17 protein-coding genes are annotated in these 22,238 nt (G+C 73.1%); 5 read left to right on the top strand and 12 right to left on the bottom strand.

Annotation, left to right across the window (positions count from 1 at the left end; all coding sequences use genetic code 11):
* The first annotated feature begins 4 nt into the window (after positions 1 to 4).
* Positions 5 to 1,147, top strand: coding sequence for an ATP-grasp domain-containing protein (locus tag ACK8OX_RS05100; protein WP_430662852.1), 1,143 nt, complete (start codon positions 5 to 7; stop codon positions 1,145 to 1,147).
* Between the two features lie 81 nt (positions 1,148 to 1,228).
* Here the strand turns inward: ACK8OX_RS05100 and ACK8OX_RS05095 are convergent, their stop codons facing one another.
* From ACK8OX_RS05095 to ACK8OX_RS05080, 4 genes are read right to left on the bottom strand one after another with little or no spacing between them, the layout of a single operon-like run.
* Positions 1,229 to 2,377: an acyl-CoA dehydrogenase family protein gene (locus tag ACK8OX_RS05095; protein ID WP_430662851.1), complete on the bottom strand. Its 1,149-nt coding sequence runs from the start codon at positions 2,375 to 2,377 to the stop codon at positions 1,229 to 1,231.
* Between the two features lie 6 nt (positions 2,378 to 2,383).
* Complete coding sequence (locus ACK8OX_RS05090; RefSeq protein ID WP_430662850.1) at positions 2,384 to 3,583, bottom strand: acyl-CoA dehydrogenase family protein; 1,200 nt, start codon at positions 3,581 to 3,583, stop codon at positions 2,384 to 2,386.
* A gap of 10 nt (positions 3,584 to 3,593) precedes the next feature.
* On the bottom strand, positions 3,594 to 5,201 hold the full coding sequence (locus tag ACK8OX_RS05085) for an AMP-binding protein (protein ID WP_430662849.1): 1,608 nt from the start codon (positions 5,199 to 5,201) through the stop codon (positions 3,594 to 3,596).
* Positions 5,198 to 7,258, bottom strand: coding sequence for a 3-hydroxyacyl-CoA dehydrogenase NAD-binding domain-containing protein (locus tag ACK8OX_RS05080; RefSeq protein WP_430662848.1), 2,061 nt, complete (start codon positions 7,256 to 7,258; stop codon positions 5,198 to 5,200). Before ACK8OX_RS05080 ends, ACK8OX_RS05085 begins: the two co-directional genes overlap by 4 nt.
* Positions 7,259 to 7,379: 121 nt before the next feature.
* Between ACK8OX_RS05080 and ACK8OX_RS05075 the strand changes: the two genes are divergently transcribed.
* Together ACK8OX_RS05075 and ACK8OX_RS05070 are read left to right on the top strand one after the other, a co-directional pair.
* On the top strand, positions 7,380 to 8,312 hold the full coding sequence (locus tag ACK8OX_RS05075) for an NAD(P)H-dependent flavin oxidoreductase (protein WP_430662847.1): 933 nt from the start codon (positions 7,380 to 7,382) through the stop codon (positions 8,310 to 8,312).
* Positions 8,313 to 8,374: 62 nt separating this feature from the next.
* Positions 8,375 to 9,961 (top strand): ABC transporter substrate-binding protein, encoded by a 1,587-nt coding sequence (locus ACK8OX_RS05070; RefSeq protein WP_430662846.1) that lies wholly within the window; start codon positions 8,375 to 8,377, stop codon positions 9,959 to 9,961.
* Between the two features lie 52 nt (positions 9,962 to 10,013).
* Here the strand turns inward: ACK8OX_RS05070 and ACK8OX_RS05065 are convergent, their stop codons facing one another.
* From ACK8OX_RS05065 to ACK8OX_RS05030, 8 genes are read right to left on the bottom strand one after another with little or no spacing between them, the layout of a single operon-like run.
* On the bottom strand, positions 10,014 to 11,684 hold the full coding sequence (locus ACK8OX_RS05065; RefSeq protein WP_430662845.1) for an alpha/beta fold hydrolase: 1,671 nt from the start codon (positions 11,682 to 11,684) through the stop codon (positions 10,014 to 10,016).
* Entirely contained in the window at positions 11,685 to 13,217 is a 1,533-nt protein-coding gene (locus ACK8OX_RS05060) for an FAD-binding oxidoreductase (protein ID WP_430662844.1), read from the bottom strand.
* On the bottom strand, positions 13,214 to 14,113 hold the full coding sequence (locus ACK8OX_RS05055) for an amidohydrolase family protein (RefSeq protein WP_430662843.1): 900 nt from the start codon (positions 14,111 to 14,113) through the stop codon (positions 13,214 to 13,216). Before ACK8OX_RS05055 ends, ACK8OX_RS05060 begins: the two co-directional genes overlap by 4 nt.
* Positions 14,110 to 15,096: an oligopeptide/dipeptide ABC transporter ATP-binding protein gene (locus ACK8OX_RS05050; protein ID WP_430662842.1), complete on the bottom strand. Its 987-nt coding sequence runs from the start codon at positions 15,094 to 15,096 to the stop codon at positions 14,110 to 14,112. The genes ACK8OX_RS05055 and ACK8OX_RS05050 overlap by 4 nt, the downstream gene beginning before the upstream one ends.
* Positions 15,093 to 16,070, bottom strand: a complete 978-nt coding sequence (locus ACK8OX_RS05045; RefSeq protein WP_430662841.1) for an ABC transporter ATP-binding protein — start codon at positions 16,068 to 16,070, stop codon at positions 15,093 to 15,095. The genes ACK8OX_RS05050 and ACK8OX_RS05045 overlap by 4 nt, the downstream gene beginning before the upstream one ends.
* Entirely contained in the window at positions 16,067 to 16,912 is an 846-nt protein-coding gene (locus ACK8OX_RS05040; protein WP_430662840.1) for an ABC transporter permease, read from the bottom strand. The genes ACK8OX_RS05045 and ACK8OX_RS05040 overlap by 4 nt, the downstream gene beginning before the upstream one ends.
* Positions 16,912 to 17,925, bottom strand: a complete 1,014-nt coding sequence (locus ACK8OX_RS05035; RefSeq protein ID WP_430662839.1) for an ABC transporter permease — start codon at positions 17,923 to 17,925, stop codon at positions 16,912 to 16,914. Before ACK8OX_RS05035 ends, ACK8OX_RS05040 begins: the two co-directional genes overlap by 1 nt.
* Positions 17,922 to 19,499: an ABC transporter substrate-binding protein gene (locus ACK8OX_RS05030; protein ID WP_430662838.1), complete on the bottom strand. Its 1,578-nt coding sequence runs from the start codon at positions 19,497 to 19,499 to the stop codon at positions 17,922 to 17,924. Before ACK8OX_RS05030 ends, ACK8OX_RS05035 begins: the two co-directional genes overlap by 4 nt.
* Positions 19,500 to 19,658: 159 nt before the next feature.
* Here ACK8OX_RS05030 and ACK8OX_RS05025 point away from each other — a divergent pair, with 159 nt between their 5' ends.
* A complete protein-coding gene (locus ACK8OX_RS05025; RefSeq protein ID WP_430662837.1) occupies positions 19,659 to 21,206 on the top strand; it encodes a class I adenylate-forming enzyme family protein in 1,548 nt (515 codons plus the stop codon).
* A 59-nt stretch (positions 21,207 to 21,265) separates the two neighbouring features.
* Entirely contained in the window at positions 21,266 to 22,234 is a 969-nt protein-coding gene (locus tag ACK8OX_RS05020) for a Bug family tripartite tricarboxylate transporter substrate binding protein (RefSeq protein ID WP_430662836.1), read from the top strand.
* Positions 22,235 to 22,238: the final 4 nt, after the last annotated feature.

The following is a 22,238-nucleotide window of genomic DNA, read 5'->3' as shown; positions in this document are numbered from 1 at the left end:
TCCAGTGCGGCTGACGGAATGGGACGGCAAGGCGGCGCTGCGCCGCCACGGGATCGCGCTGCCGGACGGCGTGCTGCTGCGCGACGGCGCAGCCCCGCCGGGCTTCGGGGATGCGATGGTGAAGGCGCAGGTCCTGGAAGGCGGCCGCGGCAAGCGCGGCCTGGTGCGCCGGGCGGGGGGCGACGTGCCCGCGGTGGCCGCCGCCATCCGCGCCGCGCTCGGCCGGCCCGACGCGCCGCTGATGCTGGAGAGGCCGGTCGCCATCGCGCAGGAGATCTTCCTGGCGCTGCGGATCGACGGCACCGCCCAGGCGATCGAGGTGCTGGCCAGCCCCGCGGGCGGGGTGGAGGTGGAGAGCGCGGCGCCGCCGCTGCGCTGGCACATCCTGCCGGATGGCGCGACCGCGCCGGGGGACAGCCTGCGGGCGCTGCGCGCGGGCTTCGCGCCGGACCTCGCCGCGCGGCTCGCGCGGCTGGTCACGCGGCTCTCGCGCGTGATGGCGGAGGAGGATCTCGAACTGCTCGAGATCAATCCGCTCGCGTTGCTGGCCGACGGCACGCTGCTGCCCTGCGACGCCAAGGCGGTGCGCGACGAGGCCGCGGCCTTCCGGCACGACGCGGCGCACACCGCGCTGTCCGCCGCGCTGGAGGAGGCGGCGATGACGCCGCTGGAGCGTCGCGCGCGGGACGACGGCTTCTCGCTCGTGGAACTGCCGGGCGGCCGCGTCGCCATGGTCACGGCCGGCGCGGGACTCGGCATGATGATGCTGGACCTGCTGGGCGATGCCGGCTGCCCGGCCGCCTGCTTCATGGACAACATGATGGGCGGCCCGGCCGAGACCGCGCCCGCCCGCTTCGCCGCCGCCTTCGAGATCGCGGCCCGGCCGGAGGTGGAGGCGGTGCTGTTCTACACCACGCTGGCCTCCCGCCCGCTGCGCGGACGGGTGGAGGCGCTGGCGGCGGCGCTGCGCGAACACCCCTCTCCGAAGCCGCTGTTCGTCGGCATCGCGGCCGCGCATGCCGCGCTGGCGGGCTATTCGATGGAGCAGGCGCGCGCCGACCTCGCCGCCGTCGGCGTCACGGCGCTGGAAGCCGATCCGCATGCGCTGGTGCGCAGCCTGGCGGCGGCGATCGGCCCGGGGCGATGACATGGCGCGACGATCCGTGAGGACCGCGCGCCGGGCAACCCCCTGCCCGGCCGGACGCGCCGCGGCCGGCCGCGGCGGATGTCAGGCCGTCTCGGGCAGGCCGCCGGCCGCGACCACCTGGCGCAGGTGGTGGTCCACGTCGCCGAACAGGCCGCCGATCATGGCCAGGCGCTTGAAGTAGTGGCCGGCCTTGTATTCCTCGGTCATGGCGATGCCGCCATGCAGCTGGACCGCATCCTTGCCCAGCTGGTCCGCCAGCCGCCCGACCAGCGCCTTCGCGGCCGACAGCGCGGTGCGCCGCGCGGCTGAATCCTGCACCCCCACCATCATCGCGGCGTACATCGCCATGCTGCGCGCCTGTTCGCTGGCCACCAGCATGTCCGCGGCGCGGTGCTGGAGCGCCTGGAAATCGCCGATCGGGCGGCCGAATTGCTGGCGCTGCTTCAGGTAGTCCACCGTCAGGTCGCGCAGCGCCTCCATCGCGCCGACGGCTTCGGCGCAGAGCGCGGCGGTCGCCTCGTCCACCACCAGTTCGATCAGCGGCAGCGCGGCGCCCTCCTCGCCCAGCATCGCCTCGGCCCGCGCGCCGTCCAGCACCACCTCCGCCGCGCGCAGCCCGTCCTGCGTCGCATAGCCGCGGCGCGTCACGCCGCGCGCCTCGGGGTCCACAAGGAACAGGCTGATCCCGTCGTGGTCGCGCCGCGCCCCGGATGTGCGTGCCGAGACCACCAGCCGCCCCGCGCTGTCGCCGTGCAGCACCACGCCCTTCGCGCCGTCCAGCACCCAATGCGCGCCGTCGCGCCGGGCGGTGGTGGCCACGTCGTGCAGGTCGTGGCGCGCCTGGCGTTCCTGGTGCGCGAAGGCGAGGGTCAGCTCCCCCTCCACCACCCGCGGCAGGATGCGCGCGCGCGTCGCCGCGTCGCCCGCGCGGCGCAGCAGCCCCGCGCCGAGCAGGACGGTGGCGAGGTAGGGTTCCACCACCAGCCCGCGGCCGAAGGCTTCCATGACGATCATCGTCTCGACCGGCCCGCCCTCGAACCCGCCGTCATCGGCCGGCAGGGTCAGGCCGAGCAGCCCCATCTCGGCGAAGTTGCGCCAGTTCTCCTCCGACCAGCCGCGCGGTTCGGCGCGCCAGGCCTTGCGCCTCTCGAAATCGCCATAGGCGTCGGCGACCAGCCGGCCGACGCTGTCGGAGAGGAGCCGCTGTTCGTCGGTCAGGTCGAAATCCATGTGCCGTCAGAGCCCCAGGAACGCCTTGGCGATGATGTTCCGCTGGATCTCGTTCGACCCGCCATAGATCGAGACCTTGCGGTAGTTGAAGAAAAGCGGTGCCGCCGCATCCGCCCAGTCCGGGCCGACGGAGGGCAGGTTCAGCCCGTCCTCGCCGCGGTCCGGCCGCGGCAGGGCGTAGGGGCCGGCGACGTCCACCAGCAGCTGCGTCGCCTGCTGCTGGATCTCGCTGCCCCGGATCTTGAGGATGGAGGAGGACGGGTCCGGCTTGTCGGCCGCGCGCCCGCGCTGCGCCGCCACCACCCGCATCTGGGTGATCTCGAGCGCCTTCAGCTCGATCTCGGACCAGGCGAGGCGACGGCGGAAATCCGGGTCGTCCCAGACCGTGCCCTCGCCCGCCGGCGTCTCCTGCGCGAGGCGCTTCACGCGGGCAAGGCGTTCCTTGGTCATGCCGATGCGGGCGATGCCGATGCGTTCGTTGGAGAGCAGGAACTTGGCGTAGTCCCAGCCCTTGTTGAGCTCGCCGACCAGGTTCTCGGCCGGAACGCGCACCTCGTCGAAGAAGACCTCGTTCACCTCGTGCCCGCCATCGATGGTGATGATCGGCCGCAGGGTGACGCCGGGCGTCTTCATGTCGATCAGCAGGAAGGAGATGCCGGCCTGCTTCTTCGCCGTCGGGTCCGTTCGCACCAGGCAGAAGATCCAGTCGGCATACTGGCCGAGCGTCGTCCAGGTCTTCTGGCCGTTGACGACGAACTCGTCCCCCTCGCGCCGCGCGGTGGTCCGCAGGCTGGCGAGGTCGCTGCCCGCGCCCGGCTCGCTGAAGCCCTGCGCCCACCAGATGTCGAGGCTGGCGGTGCCGGGCAGGAAGCGGCGCTTCTGCGCCTCCGACCCGAAGGTGGCGATCACCGGGCCGACCATGGTGACGTTGAAGCCGAGCGGCTGCGGCACCGCGGCCGCCTGCAATTCCTCGAGGTGGATGTAGCGCTGCACGGGCGACCAGTCCTGCCCGCCCCAGGCCACCGGCCAGTTCGGCGTGGCGAGCCCGCGGGCGTGCAGGATCTTCTGGCTGGTCACGTAGTCCTCGCGCGCCAGCGCGCGCCCCTCGCTCACCTTCCGCCGGATCTCGGCGGGGATGGCGGTGCGGAAGAAGTGGCGGAGCTCGTCGCGGAACGCGATCTCCTCGGCGGTGTAGCTGAGGTCCATGGGTCCTCCCCTAGCGTTCGGCGCGCAGCGCGCTGGCCAGCAGCTTGCCGGCCGCGCTGCGCGGCAGGCTGTCGCGGAATTCGAGCGCGGCGGGCATCTCGTGCCGGCCCAGCCGGTCGGCAAGGAAGGCGCGCAGTTCCTCCAGCGTGAAGGGCCGCGCGCCCGGGCGGAGCGCGACATAGGCCTTGGCCGCCTGCCCGCGATACTCGTCGGGGATGCCGACAACGATGCACTCTGCGACGTCGGGATGTTCGTAGATCGCGCCCTCGATCGCGGTCGGATAGACGTTGAAGCCGCCGGACAGGATCATGTTCTTGCGGCGGTCCACCAGAGTGAAGAACCCGGCCTCGTCCATCCAGCCGATGTCCCCGGTCAGGAACCAGCCATCGGCGAAGGCGGTCGCGTTCTCCTCCTCGCGCCGCCAGTAGCCGCCGAAGACGTTGCGGCCCCTGATCGCGATCTCCCCGGTCTCGCCGGGCGGCAGGACGCGCGCCGCGTCGTCGAGCGCGACGATCCGCATCTCCACCGCCGGCAGCGGCACGCCGATCATGCCCGGGCGGTGCGGCGCGTGGGGCGGGATGCGCGTGCCCGCCGGGCAGGTCTCCGTCATGCCCCAGCCGCCGAGCACGCGCTGGCCGAGCAGCCTTTCGAGGCGCTGCAGCACCTCGAACGGCATCGGCGCCCCGCCCGAGGAGCACTGCCGCAGCGAGGACAGGTCCCGCCCCTCGATCCCCGGCAGGTTCAGGATGCCGATCCAGATGGTCGGCACGCCCGACAGCGTGGTGATCCGCAGCCTCTCGATGTCGTCCACCGCCGACGCCGCGTCGAAGCGCGGCCGCAGGTGGCACAGGCTGCCTTCGGACAGCTGCCGCAGCAGCACGGAGGTCAGCGCGAAGATGTGGAACAGCGGCAGCACCACCAGCACCCGCGCCGTGCCGCGCGGCAGCGAGGTGGCGTCGCGCCAGGCGGCATAGGTCTGCACCGCGGCCGTCAGGTTGCCATGCGTCAGCATCGCGCCCTTCGGCGTGCCGGTGGTGCCGCCGGTGTATTGCAGCAGCGCCACGTCGCCGGGCGCAACGGCCGGCCAGGCGGCGGGCGGGTCGGCATCCGGCAGGGGGGCGAAGCGCGGGTCGCCCGCCGCATCCTCGCCGCCCCAGGCGGCATCCGGCGCCAGCAGCACGCGGGGTGTGGCGCCTTCCTCCAGCAGCCAGGACGCGTTGCCGGCCAGGGCGGGGAAGCCGGTGGTGACCAGCAGCGTCGCGCCCGCGTCGCGCAGCTTGAAGGCGAGTTCCCGCCGCGCATCCAGCGCCGAGAGATGCACCACCCGCGCGCCCGTCCGCAGCGCCGCGAAGAAGCAGACCGGATGCCAGGGCGTGTTCGGCAGGTAGAGCGCGACGCAGTCGCCCCGCCCCACGCCCATCGCCATCAGCCCCGCGGCGAGCCGGTCCGCGCGGCGCTTCAGCTCCGCATAGTCCAACACGACGCCGCGGTATTCGAGCGCGGGGCGGGCACCGTGGCGGGCGGCGATGTCGTCCAGGAAGCCGGGCAGGGTGCCTTCCACGATGGGCACGTCCCATCGGCATTCCGGCGGGTAGCTGGCTTCCCAGGGCTGCGTCATCGCAGGCTTGCGAACCCCCTGCCCTCGGCCGCCAGCCGCGCGAGCAGCGGGGCGGGCCGCAGGCTCTCGTCGCCGGTCGCTGCGGCATGGGCGTCGAGCGTCGCCGCGACCTCCGCCAGCCCGCGCGCATCGGCGTGGTGCATCGGCCCGCCGCGCCAGGCGGGCCAGTTGTAGCCATGCAGCCAGACCACGTCGATGTCGCCGGGGCGGGCGGCGATCCCCTCCTCCAGGATGCGCGCGCCCTCGTTCACCATGGGCAGAACCAGGCGGTCCAGGATCTCGTCGCGCCCGATCGTCCGGCGCGCGACCCCTTCCTGCGCGGCCACGCGCCCGATCAGCGCCGCCACCTCGGGGTCCGGCACGCCGGCGCGCGCGCCCTCGGGGTACAGGAAGAAGCCCTTGCCGGTCTTCTGGCCGAGCCTGCCGGCCTCCACCAGCGCATCGGCCACCGGGGCGCGCTTGCCGGTCGCGCGGCGGATGCGCCAGCCGATGTCGAGCCCGGCGAGGTCCGACATGGCGCAGGGTCCCATGCGGAAGCCGAATTCCACCAGCGCCGCGTCCACCTCCTCCGGCAGGGCGCCTTCCAGCAGCAGGCGTTCCACCTGCGCGCTGCGCCGCGCCAGCATGCGGTTGCCGACGAAGCCGAAGCAGACGCCCACCACCACCGGCACCTTCGCCAGCCTGCGCCCGGTCTCGACCGCGGTGGCCAGCGCCTCGGGCGAGGTGTGGCGCGCGCGCACCACTTCCAGCAGCTTCATCACGTTGGCGGGGGAGAAGAAATGCATCCCCAGCACGTCGCCCGGCCGCGACGTCGCCGCCGCCATCTCGTCGATGTCGAGATAGGAGGTGTTGGAGGCGAGCACCGCACCCGGCTTCGCCACGCGGTCGAGCGTGGCGAAGACCTGCTTCTTCAGGCCCATCTCCTCGAACACGGCTTCCACCACCATGTCCGCATCCGCCGCGGCGTCGAGCCCGACCGCGCCCTCGATCAGCGCCATGCGCGCGTCGCGGGCCTCGGGCGCCAGGCTGCCGCGCTTCACGCTGGCGTCATAGGTGCCACGGATGCGCTGCAGGCCGCGGGCACTGGCCTCGGCATCCGTCTCGATCACGCGGACGGGAATGCCGGCATTGGCGAAGCACATGGCGATGCCCGCGCCCATGGTGCCGGAGCCGAGCACGGCGGCGCGCCGGACCTCGCGTGGGCGGGTGCCGGCGGGGATGGCGGGGACCTTCGCCGCCTCGCGCTCGGCGAAGAAGACGTGGCGCAGCGCCTTGCTGCGAGGGTCGTCCAGCAGGGCGACGAAGGCGGCGCGTTCCCTGGCCAGCGCCGCATCGAAGGGCAGGTCGAAGGCGGCGCGGACACAGCCGATGATGGCGGCCACCTGCGGTTCCTGGGCGGCGCGCTTCGCCAGGGCCGCGGCCTCCGCCTCGAACGCCTCCCGCGGGCCGAGGCGGTCGGTGCGGGCCGAGGCGGGCGGCGGCAGCGGTCCTTCGGCCAGCTTCGCGGCACGGGCGCGCGCCGCCGCCAGCAGGTCGCCTTCCGCCAGCGCATCGGCGAGCCCGGCCGCAACCGCCGCCTGCGCGCCCAGCGGCTCGCCCCCCGCCATCAGCTTCAGCGCCGCCGCCGCGCCCATCAGCCGCGGCGCGCGCTGCGTGCCGCCGCAGCCCGGCAGCAGGCCGAGCTTCACCTCCGGCAGGCCGAGCTTCGCGCCCGCGCCGAGGATGCGCGCCGTGCAGGCCATGGCCAGTTCCAGGCCGCCGCCCAGCGCCGCCGCGCCGATCGCGGCCACCACCGGCTTGGCGCTGCCTTCCAGCGCCGCCACCAGCTCCGCGAGGGTGGGAGAGGCCGGCGGGCGGCCGAATTCGGAGATGTCGGCGCCGGCGATGAAGGTCCGGCCCTCCGCCGCGATCACCAGGGCGCGCACTGCGTCATCCGCCCCGGCCCGGCGCACCGCATCCAGCAGGGCGGCCCGCAGCGCGGCCGAAAGCGCGTTGACCGGCGGGGCCGCGATGGTGGCGGTGGCGATCCCGTCCGCGACCTCGTAACGCACGGCCATGCGCTGCACCCTCCCCTGCCTGTCCTCCGGGTGATTGCCCAGCCCCCGTGGCCCGTCAAGCGCGGCTTGGCCCGCGCCCCGCGGCGTTCCATACCGGCAGCCATCCCGCCGGAGCCGCCCCATGCCCCTGCCGCCCGCCCTGCAAGCCCGCCTGTCGCTGCCCGTCATCGCCGCGCCGATGTTCATCGTCTCCCACCCCGAACTCGTGATCGCGCAGTGCCGGGCGGGCATCATCGGGTCCTTCCCCGCGCTGAACGCCCGCCCGAAGGAGGAGCTGGACCGATGGCTGACGCGCATCGGCGCGGCCCTCGGGCCGGACGACGCGCCCTTCGCGGTGAACCAGATCGTCCACCATTCGAACGACCGGCTGGGGCATGACATGGAGGTCTGCGCCCGCCACCGGGTGCCGGTGGTCATCACCTCGCTCCGCGCGCCGGGCGAGGTGGTGCGCGCGGTGCATGGATGGGGCGGGCTGGTGTTCCACGACGTGACCAACCTGCGCCACGCCGAGAAGGCGCTGGAAGCCGGGGTGGACGGGCTGATCCTGGTGGCGGCGGGCGCGGGCGGCCATGCCGGCACGCTGTCCCCCTTCGCACTGGTGGCGGAGGTCCGGCGCATCTTCGCGGGGCCGCTCATCCTCTCGGGCGCGATCACCGGGGGGCGGCAGGTGCTGGCGGCGCAGGCGATGGGCGCCGACCTGGCCTATATCGGCACGCGCTTCATCGCCAGCGCGGAAGCCAACGCCGCCGAGGGCTACAAGCGCATGATCATCGAGAGCAGCGCCGCCGACATCCTCTACACCCCCTGCTTCACCGGCGTGCCCGGCAACTACCTCCGCCCCTCCATCGCCGCGCAGGGGCTGGACCCGGATTCGCTGCCGCCGGCCGACAAGACGAAGATGAGCTTCGGGTCCGACCATGTGCGCGCCTGGCGCGACATCTGGGGCGCCGGGCAGGGCGTCGGCAGCATCACTGACGCGCCGCCCGCGGCGGAGATCGTGGCGCGGCTGAAGCGTGAATACGCCGAGGCCCGCGCCGCGCTCTGCGGGAATTGACCGGCCGGCGGCGCGGCGCCTAGCCTTCCCGCACAAGGAACAATGGGCAGGAGGAAGTCGTCATGCGTCGCCGCACGCTATTCCAGGCCAGCGCGGGGCTTGCCGCCGGCCTCGGCGCCCCCGCCGTCGCGCAGCCCGCGCGCAGCGCGACGCTGCGCTTCGTCCCGCAGGCGAACCTCACCGCGCTCGACCCGATCTGGACGACGGCGATCGTCACCCAGATGCATGGCTACCACGTCTACGACACGCTGTACGCGCTGGATGCGCAGCTGCGCCCGCAGCCGCAGATGGCGGAAGGGCACGAGGTCTCGGCCGACGGGCGGTCGTGGCGCATCACCCTGCGGGAGGGGCTTCGCTTCCATGACGGGGAGCCGGTGCGCGCGCGGGACTGCGCGGCCTCCCTCTCCCGCTGGGCGAAGCGCGATCCCTTCGGCCAGATCCTTGCCGCCGTGGTGGACGAATGGCGCGTCGAGAGCGACCGCGTGCTGGAGATCCGCCTCAGGCGCCCCTTCCCGCTGCTTCTGGACGCGCTGGCCAAGCCGGATGCCAACGTCCCCTTCATCCTGCCCGAACGGCTTGCGGCCACCGATGCCAACACGCAGGTGAGCGAGGTGGTCGGCAGCGGCCCCTATCGCTTCGTGCGGGGCGAATTCGTCTCCGGCAGCCGCGTGGTCTACGCGAAGAACGAGCAGTATGTGCCGCGGGCGGAGCCCGCTTCCGGCGCAGCGGGCGGCAAGGTGGCGCATTTCCCGCGCATCGAATGGCACATCCTGCCCGACCCCGCGACGGCCGCCGCCGCGCTCCAGGCCGGGGAGGTGGACTGGCTGGAACAGCCGCTGTCGGACCTCGTCCCGACGCTCCAGCGCAACCGCAACATCGAGGTGGGGGTGCTGAACGAGGCGGGGATCATGTCCATCATGCGCCTCAATCACCTCCAGGCGCCCTTCAACAACCCCCGCGTGCGCCAGGCCGTGGCGCTGGCGGTGGACCAGACGGAATACATGCGTGCGACCCTTGGCGACGACCAGTCCGTCTGGCGCCAGTGCCGCAGCCTGTTCCCCTGCGGCACGCCGCTCGGCGTCGAGGACCTGTCGCCGCTGAACGCGCCGCCCCGCAGCCTCGACCGCGCGCGCGCCGCGTTGCAGGCCAGCGGCTACGGTGGCGAGAAGGTGGTCATCATCAACCCCACCGACTTCCCGCTGATCGGCCCGCATGGCCAGATCACCGCGGACCGGCTGCGGCGCGTCGGCTTCAACGTGGAACTCGCCGAGACGGACTGGGGCACCGTCGTGCAGCGCCGCGTGCGGACCGAGCCGGTGGAGCGCGGGGGGTGGAGCATCTTCCACACCTACGGCTCCTCCCTCGCCTACCTGAACCCGGCCGTCAGCAGCCTGGTGAAGGGGCCGGGCGCGACCGGCTGGTTCGGCTGGTACGACAGCCCGCGCGCGCAGGAACTGGTGCAGTCCTGGCTCGACGCCACCGACCCGGCGCAGCAGCAGCAACTGGCGAACGAGCTGAACCGGCTGGCGCAGGACGACGTCGCGACCATCCCGCTCGGCCAGTTCACCATCCGCAATGCCTGGCGGCGCAGCATCACCGGGCTGCTCAAGGGCAGCATGCCCTATCCCTGGGGCGTGCGGCCGGCCTGATCCGGCGGCACCCGCACTCCCCCGCCGCCGCGGGGGAGGGCCCGGGCCGCGCTCAGCGCGCCAGCGCCCGCAGGATCACCGCCGCCCGGTCCGCATCGCCGCCGCCGCATTCCGCCACCACCGCATCCGCCCGCACCGAGGCGGCCTTCGGCAGCAATTCGGCGAACAGGTCCTCCGGCGTCGCGAACAGCGTCAGCGGCTGGGCGAGCGTGGCGAGCCTCTCCGGCAGGGGATAGGCCATGGCGGCGGTCCAGGCGGGCGCGTAGCCCTCGGGCTGCTTCGCCACCTCCCGCACCACCTCCTGCAGGGCTTCCGGCGCGATGCGCAGCGGCGCGCGGCGGGCCCGCGCGTCCCGCCGGTCCCACCAGGGGAACCACAGCGCCATGTCGCGCCGGTGGTGCCACATCCGCAGCAGGTGCGACCCGTCCCAGGCCGGCGTGACATCCGGCGCCCAGCGCGGCGCGAGCTCCGCCCGCGCCGCGGGATCGAGCGCGATCGGCCCTTCAAGTGCCAGCGACAGCACCCGCCCGCGGCGCCGGCACGCCGCCTCCACCGCCGCCGCCGCGCCGGCATTGTGGCCGTGCAAATGGACCTGCCCGATGCCGAGCGCGTCGCAGACCGACCAGAGCGCCTCCGCCCAGGCATCCGGCCCCTGCGCGCCATCCCCGCGCGGCTCGCTCTCGCCATGGCCAGGCAGGTCGAAGGCGAGGACGGGATGATGCGCGCCGACCGCGCGGACCAGCCCCTCGTACGGCGCGGAGGAGCCCGGCACATGCGGCACGATGACCAGCGGCGCTGCGCTGCGCAGGTCACCCATGCCCCGCACCAGCACCTGCCGCCCCCCGACCTCCACGAAGTCGGTCGTGCTGCGCCCTGCCAGCGGCGCGGGGCGGGGCGCGGCGGGCACGGTGCCGCGCGCGGGATGGCGCAGCAGCACCGCGCGTTCCGCCGCCGCGGCCTCCCACGGGTCGCGCGGGAACTCCTGCTGCCAGGCATCGGCCGGATATTGCGCCATGGTCCGGAACTGGCTGTCGCCGGGGCGGTTGCCGAAGCAGACCGGCACCGTCAACTCCGGCAGCACCGCGAGCCCGCGGTGGCGGAAGGCGGCGGCATAGCCGATGCGGTAGCCATCGCCCGCTTCCAGAAGTTCCACCACGCCGCGGTGGTTGAAGGCGACATCCGGCGCATCGGCATCGGCGCGGAAAGCCTGGTCCTGGTTGTGCCAGGGCCAGAAGACATGCTGGTCGCGGTAGCGGAACCACAGCCAGACCAGGTGGCTGCCGTCCCATTCCGGCACGATGGGTTGCAGGTAGCGCGCCTGCCGCTCCTCCGCGACCGCCGCCGAGAAGACCGGGAAGCCGTCGGTCAGCGCCATCGCGCAGCGCGCCGCATGGCGCCGCGCGAATTCCACTGCGATGGAGGCACCGGTGTGCCGGCCATAGGTCGCCGCCCCTTCCACGCCGAGCGCATCCAGGGTCAGCGCCAGGTTGTCCGCGAAATCCTCGATCTCCGGCCGGTCATGCGGCCAGGGGTCGGAAAGACCGAAGCCCGGCGTGTCGAAGGCGAGCGCGGTGAAGCGGCCCGCGAACACCTCCTGCGGCAGCCGCAGCACCTTGGCCGAGCAGGGCGAGGCGTGCAGCAGGCAGACCGCCGGCCCCTCCCCCGCGCGGGTGTAGTGCATCCGCCGCCCCGCGACGGTGACGAAGTGGCGCGTGACCCTCACTCAGCCCTCCCCCAGATGCAGCGCGCCGGGATTCATCCGCCCGGCCGGGTCGAGCATGGCCTTGACGCGGGCGAGCAGCGCCGCCGCCCCCGGCTCCATCCGGTCCGCGAGCGCGTAGTAGCGCCCGATCTGGGCATGCACCGCGCCATGCGCGTCCATCACCGCGGTCAGCGCCGCCCGCGCCTCCGCCACCGCCTCGCGCGCCGCCGGGTTGGGCGGGAAGGCGCCGAAGCGTGCGCGGTTCTTCTCCGACAGGTGCTTCAGGTGCAGCGGGTCCAGCGCGTCGCGCCAGTAGAACATCGGCTCGATCGTGCAATAGGCCGCCAGCGAGGAGAGCAGGAAGCTGACCGAGACGCCCGCTGCCTCCAGCCCCGCCCGCCGCGCCTCCAGGCAGGCCTGCAACGCATGCATCCCCTCGCGCGCGGCGCCGAGCGGGAAGACGCCATGCACCGGCACCCAGCGTTCCCCTTCCGGCCCGACCATGCCGCGGATCGAATAGGGGCGCGCGCGCAGCGCCTGCGGGACGGTGGGCGCGATCTCCCGCCCGCCCTGCGCCAGCGCCAGGGCGCGCGCGGCGGCGATGGCCGCTTCCGCCCCGGCCTCCGTGGCACCGTCCGAGGTGAGGTGCAGCGACCAGGCCGGCTCCGCGAGCTGCGCCGCGCCGCGCGCGAGGTTCGCCACGTCCCGCACCGCGCGCAGCACGCCACCCGCACGGGCCGCGACCGCACCGGCGGTGCGCAGCGCCTCCCCCGCCTCGACCTTCGCCGCGCCCTTGCCGCGCACGGGGTCCATCCCGAGCGCGCGCACCACCAGGCCGCGGCGCACCACATCGGTCAGCACCGCCAGCGCCGCATCCGCCGTCTCGAAGGCGAAGGAGGCGAAGGCGGCCGGGCGTTCGGCCACCAGGCGGATCGCCACCTCCGTCTTCACCCCGAAGGCGCCGCAATCGCCGAGGAAGATGCCCGTCAGGTCCGGCCCCATGTAGCGCCAGAAGGGCGGGCCGTCCCGCAGCGACAGCGCGCCGGTCCGCACCACCTCGCCATCCGCCAGCACGACGGCGAGGCCGAGGATGCCCTCCATGCTGCCCGGCAGGTGCTGCGCCGCCGTCGCGCCCACCGTGGTGACCGCGCCCGAGATGGGCGAGGGCTGGGCGCTGCGCAGCCCCTGCGCGGCCAGCGCATCGGCCACCGACTGCCAGCTTGCGCCCGCGCCCACCACCGCCGTCAGGTTCGCGGCATCGATGCGGATGGCGTCGAGACGCGAGGTGTCCACCACCACCGCCGGCACCCGCGCGACCACGCCGCCGGTGTAGGACAGCCCCGCGCCGCGCGGCACCACCGCGCGCCCGGCTTCCGCCACCAGCCGCAGCGCGGCCGCCGCTTCCTCCGTGCTGCCGGGGCGGATCACGATCTCGGCCGGCACGGCGCGCGGGTCGGGGAAGATGTCGGCGGTCGCGAGCGCGCGGGCGGCCGCGTCCGTGCCGACATGCGCCGCACCCAGCAGCGCGCCGAGCCGCGCGGCGAGGTCCGTCACGCCGGCGCGTCCTTGAGGTTGAAGATGCGGATGGCGTTGTTGCGCAGCACCTTCTTCAGCGGTTCCGGGCGGAAGTTCAGCCCATGCATCTCCTCCATCGCGCGTTCGGGGTCGATCACCGCCCAGTCCGTGCCGAACAGGAATTTGTCCTGCCCGTAGGTGTTGGCGTAGTGCACCGCCTGGGGCGGCCAGTGCTTCGGCGCATAGGCGTCGCCCGCCATGTAGACGTTCGGATGCTTGGTGCAGACGCTGATCATCTCATCCGTCCAGGGATAGCCCAGATGGATGCCGATGAGGGTCAGTTCCGGGAAATGGATCGCCACCCTGTCCAGCGTCATCGGCCGCCCCACGGTCGGCAGCCGCCGGTCCTGCTGGTACACGAGGCAGTGCCCCACCTGCATCATGATGGGCACGCCGAGTTCCGCGCAGCGCGCATAGGCGGGGTAGTAGATCGCCGCATCCGGCGCCTCCCCGAACCAGTGCGGGTAGAGATGCGCGCCGACGAAGCCGTATTCCTTGATGGCGACGTCCAGTTCCTTCAGCTGCCGGATGCCGCGCGTCGGGTCGATCCCGGCGAGGCCGGAGAAGCGGTCCGGATACTTCGCGCAGATGTCGCGCACCCATTCATAGGGTATCTCGACCGAGCCCTTCACCCGCAGGTCGCCGCAGCGCACGGCGATGAGGAAGGACCGTTCGATCCCCGCGCGGTCCATCTTGCGCAGGTAGTCCTCGATGGCGACGCCGCGGCGGTCCTCCTGCTTCGTGCGGACCTGTTCGCGGAACCGGCTGTCGGTGGGGATGCGCCCTTCGGCGAAGGCCTCGGGCGTGAAGACGTTCACCACGATGTCGATGGCGCCGTAGCCGGTGCGGGCGGCGGCGGGGTCGAAGCGTGTCATCGGGGTTCCTCGGCAGGCTCGGGCAGGATGTTGCCGCCATCCACGATGCGGATGCAGGCGGCGTGGTGATGGGTGCGGACCGGCAGCAGCGGGGGGGATGCCGCATCGCAGGCGGGGATCGCGGCGGGGCATCGCCCGGCGAAGAAGCAGCCGGGCGGCAGGTGCAGGGGCGAGGGGATCTCCCCAGTCACCTCGTGCCGCGCCATGCGCTCCGACGGGTCGGCGGGCAGGTGCGCGGACAGCAGCACCTGCGTGTAGGGATGCGCCGGGGCGGCGAACAGCGCCTCGGCCGGCGCCTCCTCCGCGACGCGGCCGAGATACAGGACGGCCACCCGGTGGGACACCAGCCGCACCGTCTCCAGGTCGTGGCTGATGAACAGCATCGCCGCCCCCGTCTCCCGCTGGAGATCCTGGAGCAGTTGCAGGATGCCGGCGCGCACCGAGAGGTCGAGCGAGGAGGTCGGCTCGTCCAGCACGATCAGCCGCGGCTGCGTCGCCACCGCGCGCGCGATGCATACGCGCTGCAACTGCCCGCCCGAAAGTTCGTGCGGATAGCGGGAGAGCGAGGCCGCGGGCAGCCGCACGCGGTCGGCCAGCCGCCGCGTCTCCGCCGCGCGCGCGCCCGCGTCCATGCCGGGCAGGTGCAGCAGCAGCGGCTCCGCCAGCAGGCGCCCGATGGTCATGCGCGGGTTCAGCGCACCCCAGGGATCCTGGAAGACGATCTGCAGGCGCGCCCGCAGCGGCCGCATGGCCGCGGGCGACAGGCGCGTGATGTCGTGTCCCTCGAAGGTGATCTCACCGCCGGACGGCGCCAGCAGCCGCGTGACCAGCAGGCCGATGGTGGACTTGCCGGACCCGGATTCGCCCACCAGGCCCAGCGTCTCGCCCGCCGCGATGCGGAAGGACACGTCGTTGACCGCATGGACGGTGCCGCGCGAGGCCCCGAAGCGATGGACGAGGTTGCGGACTTCCAGCACGGTCATCGCGGCGCACCGGCGAAGTGGCAGGCGGCGCCATGCGTGGCGGAGACGGGGTTGCGCGGCGGCGGGGTCAGGCAGGCAGGCTGCGCGTGCGGGCAGCGGTCGCGGTAGAGGCAGCCGGCCGGAAGGTCGTAGAGGTCGGGCGGGGTCCCGCCCGTCGTCGTGTAGCCCAGCTTCGCGATCCGCCCCGGCAGGCTCGCCACCAGCGCCTGGGTGTAGGGATGGGCGGGCCGGCCGAGCACCTCGGCCACCGGCCCGTCCTCCACGATCCGGCCGGCGAACATCACCGCCACGCGCGCGCAGTATTGCGCGACCACGCCGAGGTCATGCGTGATGACCAGCGCGCCGAGCTTCCGGTCCCGCACCAGGTCGCGCAGCGTGTCCAGCACCTGCGCCTGCACCGTCACGTCGAGCCCGGTGGTCGGTTCGTCCGCGATCACCAGGGCGGGGTCGTTGACCAGCGCCATGGCGATCAGCACGCGCTGCGCCATGCCGCCCGACAGCTCATGCGGCCAGGCCTGCATCCGCCGCGCGGGGTCCGGGATGCGGACCGCGGCCAGCACCGCCTCCGCCCGCCGCCGCGCCTCGGCGCGGGACAGCCGCGGCTGGTGGACGCGCTGCATCCGCACCAGCTGGTCCCCCACCCGCTTCAGCGGGTCGAGCGAGGTGAGCGGTGACTGCACGATCATCGTCATCCGCCGCCCGCGCAGGCCCGCCAGCGCCCGCGGGTCGCCGAGCAGGTCGCGGCCCTCGAAGCGGATGCGGCCCTTCGGGATGCGCGCGGGCGCGCGCAGCAGGCCCATGGCGGCCAGCGCGGTGAGCGACTTGCCCGCCCCCGTCTCCCCCACCAGGCCCATGATCTCGCCCGCTTCCACGCGGAAGGACACGCCGTTCAGCGCCTGCGCGACGCGCAGGCGGTTGTCGAGCCCGCGCGCCGCGAACTCCACATGCAGGTCGTCGACCTCCAGCAGGCTCACTTGCCCGTCGCCCGGCGCTTCGGGTCCAGCAGGTCCGACAGCCCGTCGCCCGCCAGGTTCAGCCCCAGCACCATGGCGATCAGCGCGAGGCCCGGGAACAGCGCCACCCACCACTCGCCGGAGATGACGAATTCCGCCCCCTGCCGGATCATCGCGCCCCATTCCGGCGCGGGCGCCTGCACGCCGATGCCGATGAAGGCGAGGGTGGCGGAGATGCGGACCGCCCAGGCCATCCGCAGCGGCAACTGCGCCGTCGCGCCGAGGATGGCGTTGGGCAGGATGTGGACCAGCATCACCCGCCATTCCGGGTTGCCCGCCGCCACCGCCGCGCGGACGAAGGTGGCGCCCCGCAGCGCCAGCACCTCGGCACGGACGATGCGGGCGAAAATCGGGCTGTCCAGGAAGCCGATCACCAGGATGACGTTCAGGAATCCCTGCCCCGTCGCCGCCACCACCGCAAGCGCAAGGATGATGGTGGGGAAGGCGCGCAGCACGTCCAGCACGCGCAGCAGCACCTCGTCCAGCACGCCGCCGCGGTAGCCGGCGACAAGGCCGAGCGGTATGCCGATGGCCGCCATGATCGCCCCGGCCGGCAGCGCGATGCCGAAGGCGTAGCGCGCCCCGTGGATGACGCGGGACAGCACGTCCATCCCGTTGCCGTCGCTGCCCAGCAGGAAGCGCGGCCCCGGCGGGCGCAGCGTCTCGAACGGGAAGCTCTGCGTCGGCGGCAGCGGCGCGATGACATCCGCAAGGACCGCCAGCACCCCGAAGGCCAGCACGATGGCGAAGCCCACCGCGAAGGTCGGGCTGCGCCGCGCAACGCCGATGACGCCTGCCGCCATCAGCGCAGCCCCGCCCGCGGTTCCAGCAGCAGCACCACCAGGTCCACCACCAGGAACACCACGACGGACGCGAGCGCCAGCACCAGCACATAGCCCTGCACCGCCGCGAAATCGCCGAGCAGGATGGCGTTCAGCCCCCAATGGCCGAGCCCGCCCCAGGAGAAGACGAATTCGATCAGGCTGGCCGCCGCGAGCAGCGAGGTGAATTCCGACCCCACGAAGGTGATGACCGGCACCAGCGCCGCCCGCAGCGCGATCCGCCGCACCACGCGCGGCGGGAAGCCGCAGGCGCGGGCGTAGCGGATGTAGTCCGCGCCCATCACCTCGATCGCGATGGCGCGCGTGTGCTTCACGATCGGCGCGGTGGCCACGATGGTGAAGCAGCCGACCGGCAGCACCAGCTGCGCCGCGGCCGACCGCGCGGCCTCCCATTCCCCGGCGATCAGGCTGTCGACCAGCACCGACCCGGTCACCACCGGCGGCGCCGCGACCATCATCGAGATCCGCCCCATCGGCGCCGGGGCCCAGCCCAGCAGGTAGAAGAAGACGAAGATCGCCATCAGCCCCAGCCAGTAGGTCGGGATGGAGAAGCCGAACAGCGACCCGAAGCGGCTGGCCTGGTCGAACCATCCGTTCGGCCGCTGCGCGGCGTGCAGGCCGAGCGGCACGCCGACCAGCGCGCCGAGCCCGACCGACAGCCCGACGAGTTCGAGCGTGGCCGGGAACAGCTGCGCGATCTCATGCGCGACCGGCGCGTTGCCCTGCCAGGACCGTCCGAGGTCGCCCTGCACCAGCCGGCCGAGATAGGCCCAGAACTGCGCCAGCAGCGGCTGGTCCAGCAGCAGCTCCGCCCGCACGCGCGCCAGCATCGCCGCATCCGCCATCGGCCCCGCCAGCATCGCCACCGGGTCCTGGTCGCCGACGCGCACCAGCATGAAGGTGACGAACAGGATGCCGAGCACCACGGGCAGCGCCACCACCAGGCGCCGCAGGAGGAAGCGGAGGACGGTCACCGGCGGCAGGCAAGGTCCTTCCAGACCAGCCGGTTGTGCGGGCGCCACATGAAGCCTTCCATGCAGGCCGCGAAGACCTCGTGCGTGCCGGGCAGGAAGGTCTCGACGAAGGTCGCGCTCTCGGCCTGCACGCGCTGCGCCTGGGCCACCATCTCCAGCCAGCGCGCGTCGTCGCGTTCCACGACGGACCCGTCGATCAGCCGGTCCAGCTCCTCGTTGGCGTTGCCGTTCACGTTCGACCCGCCGCGCGAATGGGCGGTGAGGAACATGTTGTAGGACGGGTCCGGCACGAAGGAGGAGGTGAGGTGCGTCAGGAAGGGCAGCGACCAGACATTGATGGCGCGCCGCGCCGTCATCTCGGTCGCCGGGATGCGACGGGGCGTCACGCGGATGCCGGCGCGCGCCAGGCTCGCCTGCATCTGCAGGGCCAGCGGCTCCTCCCACCACCAGTTGGTGCTGTATTCCAGCGTGACGTCGAGCCCGCTCGGGTGCCCCGCTTCCGCCAGCAGCGCCTTCGCGCGGTCGTAGTCCGTCTCGTAGGCATAGGCGTCGATCGCGCCGGGGATGGGCGGGTTCAGCATGGACCGGCTGCGGGTGCCTAGGCCGAGGAACACCGCTTCCCCGATCGCGCGGTAGTCGGTGGCATAGGCGACGGCCTGGCGGACGCGGACATCGTCGAAGGGGGCGATGCGGGGGTTCATCCGCACCGTCGCGCTGCCGGGCGCGGCCACGCTCTCGACCCGCACGTTGCGGTCGCGGCGGAGGTCGGCGATCTGCTGGAGCGGCAGCTGTTCGGCGTATTGCACCTGCCCCGTCCGCACCAGCGCGACCCGCGTGGCGGGCGACGGCACCTCGCGCCAGATGATGCGCGTGTGGAAGGGGCGTTCGAAGACGTAGTTGGGATTGGCGACGAAGACCGCCTGCTGCCCCGCCTGCACGGACTGGACGTGGTACGGCCCGAAGCCGGCCGTGTTCGCCGCTAGCCAGCGTGCCGCGAAGGGGTCCTCCGCCGTCGCATGCCTCCGCGCCTCGGTGCTGTCGAACAGCGCGGGCAGGTGCAGCGTCAGCAGGCCGAGGAAGATGCGGTTCGCCTCGCGCAGGCGGAAGCGGACCTCGTGGCGGGAGACCGCCTCCACTCCCTCGATCAGCGCGACGTTGCGCATGAACAGGCCGGTGCGGCGCTGGCTCTCGGACTTGCGGAAGGTCCAGACCACGTCCTCGGCCGTCAGCTCGTTGCCGAAGAGGCTGCGGACGCCCTGGCGGATGCGGAAGACGTACTCCTTGCCGTCGGGCGAGACGGTCCAGCTTTCCGCGAAATGCGGCTCCACCCGGCCGGGGTCGATCTCCACCCGCCCGCCCTCGCCGCGGCGGGTCGCGTAGCGCGTCAGCCCCTCATAGACGTTCACCGACGCCTCGATCTGGCCGGGCACCCAGATGTCCGGGTCGAAGCCGCGCGGGGTCGTGGTCATCGCCATGACCATCGTCCGCTCCTGCGCGGAGGCGAGGCCCGGCGCGACGCCGGCAACCAGGCTGGCGGCGAGGGCGAGGACGAGGCGTCGGACGGTGCGTGTCATGGAGGCTCCCCGGCGTTCCGCGGCGCCCGGCGGCGCCGCCCGCGTCTTACCCGAGGGTAGACAGGGGCGCTCCGTCGCGTCAACGCCGGGTGTGTTGACTCCTGCGGCGCCGCGCCATGATCGTGGGTCATCCCCGACCCCAGCCGCCGATGGGAACGCATGCCCGAATTCGCACGTCGCGGCGCCGCCCGCTCCATCCTCATCTCGGACGGCATCCGCGCCGCCGCGGGACGCACGCCGGGAAAGACGGCGCTGCGGGAGAGCGGCCGCGCGCTGACCTACGCGCAGCTTGCGCGCCGCATCTCCCGCGTGGCGAACCTGGTCCATGCCGGGCTCGGGCTGCGGCACGGCGAACGCTGCGCGGTGCTGTCCGCCAACTGCCTCGAATACCTCGAGATCGTCTGCGGCATGGCGGAAGCCGGGGTCGCCGCCGCCACCATCGGGCCCACCGCCTCCGCGCCCGAGATCCGCTTCATCTGCGAGGACAGCGGCGCGCGCGCCATCTTCGTCTCCGCCGCGCTGGAGGAGGCCGCCCGCGCGGCAGCGCCGCCCACGGTGGAACGCTTCGTCGTCATCGGCCGCGACTACGAGGCGCTGCTGGACCGCGCGGCGGAGGCGCCCTGCGAGGTGGAGGTGACGGAGCGCGACATCTTCTCCGTCCCCTACACCAGCGGCGCCACCGGCCGGCCCAAGGGCGTGCAGCTGTCCCACCGCGGGCGCGTGCTGTCGGCCTTCGCGATGGCGTCGGAACATGGCTGCTATTCCGCCGAGGACCGGGCGGTGGCGACCACGCCGATGTTCCATGGCGCGGGGTTCCTCATGGCGCTGACGCCCGTCTTCTTCGGCGGCTTCTGCGAATTGCTGCCCCGCTTCGACGTGGAATCGCTGATGGGCCGCATCACCGAGACGGGCGCGACCAGCGCCTACATCGTGCCCACCCATTTCAACGCCCTGTTCGCGCTGCCCGAATCGAAGCGCGCGCAATGGGACGTGCGCCACATGAAGGCGGCCATCAGCGGCACCGCGCCGCTGGCCCAGGCGCTGAAGGAACGCATCGTCGGCTATTTCGGCGAGGGCCGGCTCTACGAACGCTACGGCACGACCGAGACCTCGATCGCCACCTCGCTCCGCCCCGCCGACCAGCTGCGCAAGATCGCCTGCGTCGGCCTGCCCTATCCCGCGACCCAGCTCGCGGTGCTGGGCGAGGATGGGCGGGAGCTGGGGCCGGAGGAAGTAGGGGAGCTCGCCGTCCTCTCGCCCTACATGTTCTCCGGCTACCTCAACCTGCCCGAGGCCACTGCCAGGGCCTCGCGCGGCGAGTGGTTCGTCACCGGCGACCTCGCCCGGCGCGATGAGGAGGGCTACGTCTACCTGGTGGACCGCAAGAACGACATGGTCATCACCGGCGGGGAGAACGTCTACCCGCGCGAGGTCGAGGAGGTGCTGGCGGCCCATTCCGCGGTGGCCGAATGCGGCGTCACCGGCGCGCCGCATCCCTACTGGGGCGAGGCGGTGACGGCCTTCGTCGTTCTGCGCCCGGGGATGAACGCCACCGCCGAGGAGCTGCTTGAGCTCTGCCGCCAGCGCCTCTCGCGCTACAAGGTGCCGAAGGACCTGCGCTTCGTGCCGGCATTGCCGCGCAACTCCATGGGCAAGGTGCTGCGCCGCGAACTGCGGGAGGGGCTGCGCCGCGAAGCGCCGGGGTGAAAGCCGTTGCGCGGCGGCGGAGGCTGCCCGAAACTCCCCGCAACGACAGGGAGACGACGATGCATCCGCGCCCGACCCGCCGAAGCCTGCTTGCCGCCGCGGCGCTGCTGCCGCTGCCCGCCCTCGCGCAGACCGCGGCCTTTCCCGAACGGCCCATCCGCCTGGTCGTGCCCTTCCCGCCGGGCGGCGGCACGGACACGCAGGCCCGCGCCTTCGCCGATGCGCTGTCGCGCGAACTGCCGCAACGGGTCGTCGTGGACAACCGGGCCGGCGCGGGCGGCAACATCGGCGTGGACGCCGCCGCGCGGTCTCCGGCCGATGGCTACACGCTGCTCGCGACCGGGCCCAACATCATCAACACCCGCTACCTGATCCGCGACACGCCCTTCCGCTGGGAACGGGACTTCGAGCCGCTCGGCCTCATGTTCGCCTCGCCCAACGTGCTGGTCGTGCATCCCTCGCTGCCCGTGCGCAGCGTGCCGGAATTCATCGCGCATCTGCGCGCCAATCCCGGCCGGCTCAACTTCGCCTCGGCCGGCGCGGGCGGGTCGATCCACCTGTCGGGCGAGCTGTTCATGCGCATGACGGGGACGGAGATGGTGCACGTCCCCTATCGCGGCGACGCGCTGGCGCGGACGGACCTGACCAACGGCGCGGTGCAGGTGATGTTCAACACCATCGCGACCTCGGTCGAGCCGATCCGCGCCGGCCACTGGCGCGGCCTCGCCGTCACCGGCGACACGCGCGCGCCGAGCCTGCCGGAACTGCCGACGGTCGCGGAAGCCGGCGTGCCCGGCTATTCGGTGCTGAGCTGGATGGGCTTGTTCACGCCGAAAGGCACGCCGCCCGCCGCCATCGCGCGCATCCGCCAGGCCTTCGACGCCGTCTTCGCCAGCGCGCAGAACCGCGCGGAGTTCGAGCGCCTGGCGATCGACATCACCCCCTCCTCCGCCGCGCAGCACCTGGCCTTCATGCAGGCGGAGGAACGCAAGTGGGAACCCATCCTGTCCCGCTTCGAGCCGCAATAGCCGC

It is taken from the genome of Falsiroseomonas sp. CW058 (assembly GCF_050563535.1).
Taxonomy (GTDB): domain Bacteria; phylum Pseudomonadota; class Alphaproteobacteria; order Acetobacterales; family Acetobacteraceae; genus Falsiroseomonas.
This window is presented reverse-complemented; position numbering and strand designations above follow the sequence as displayed.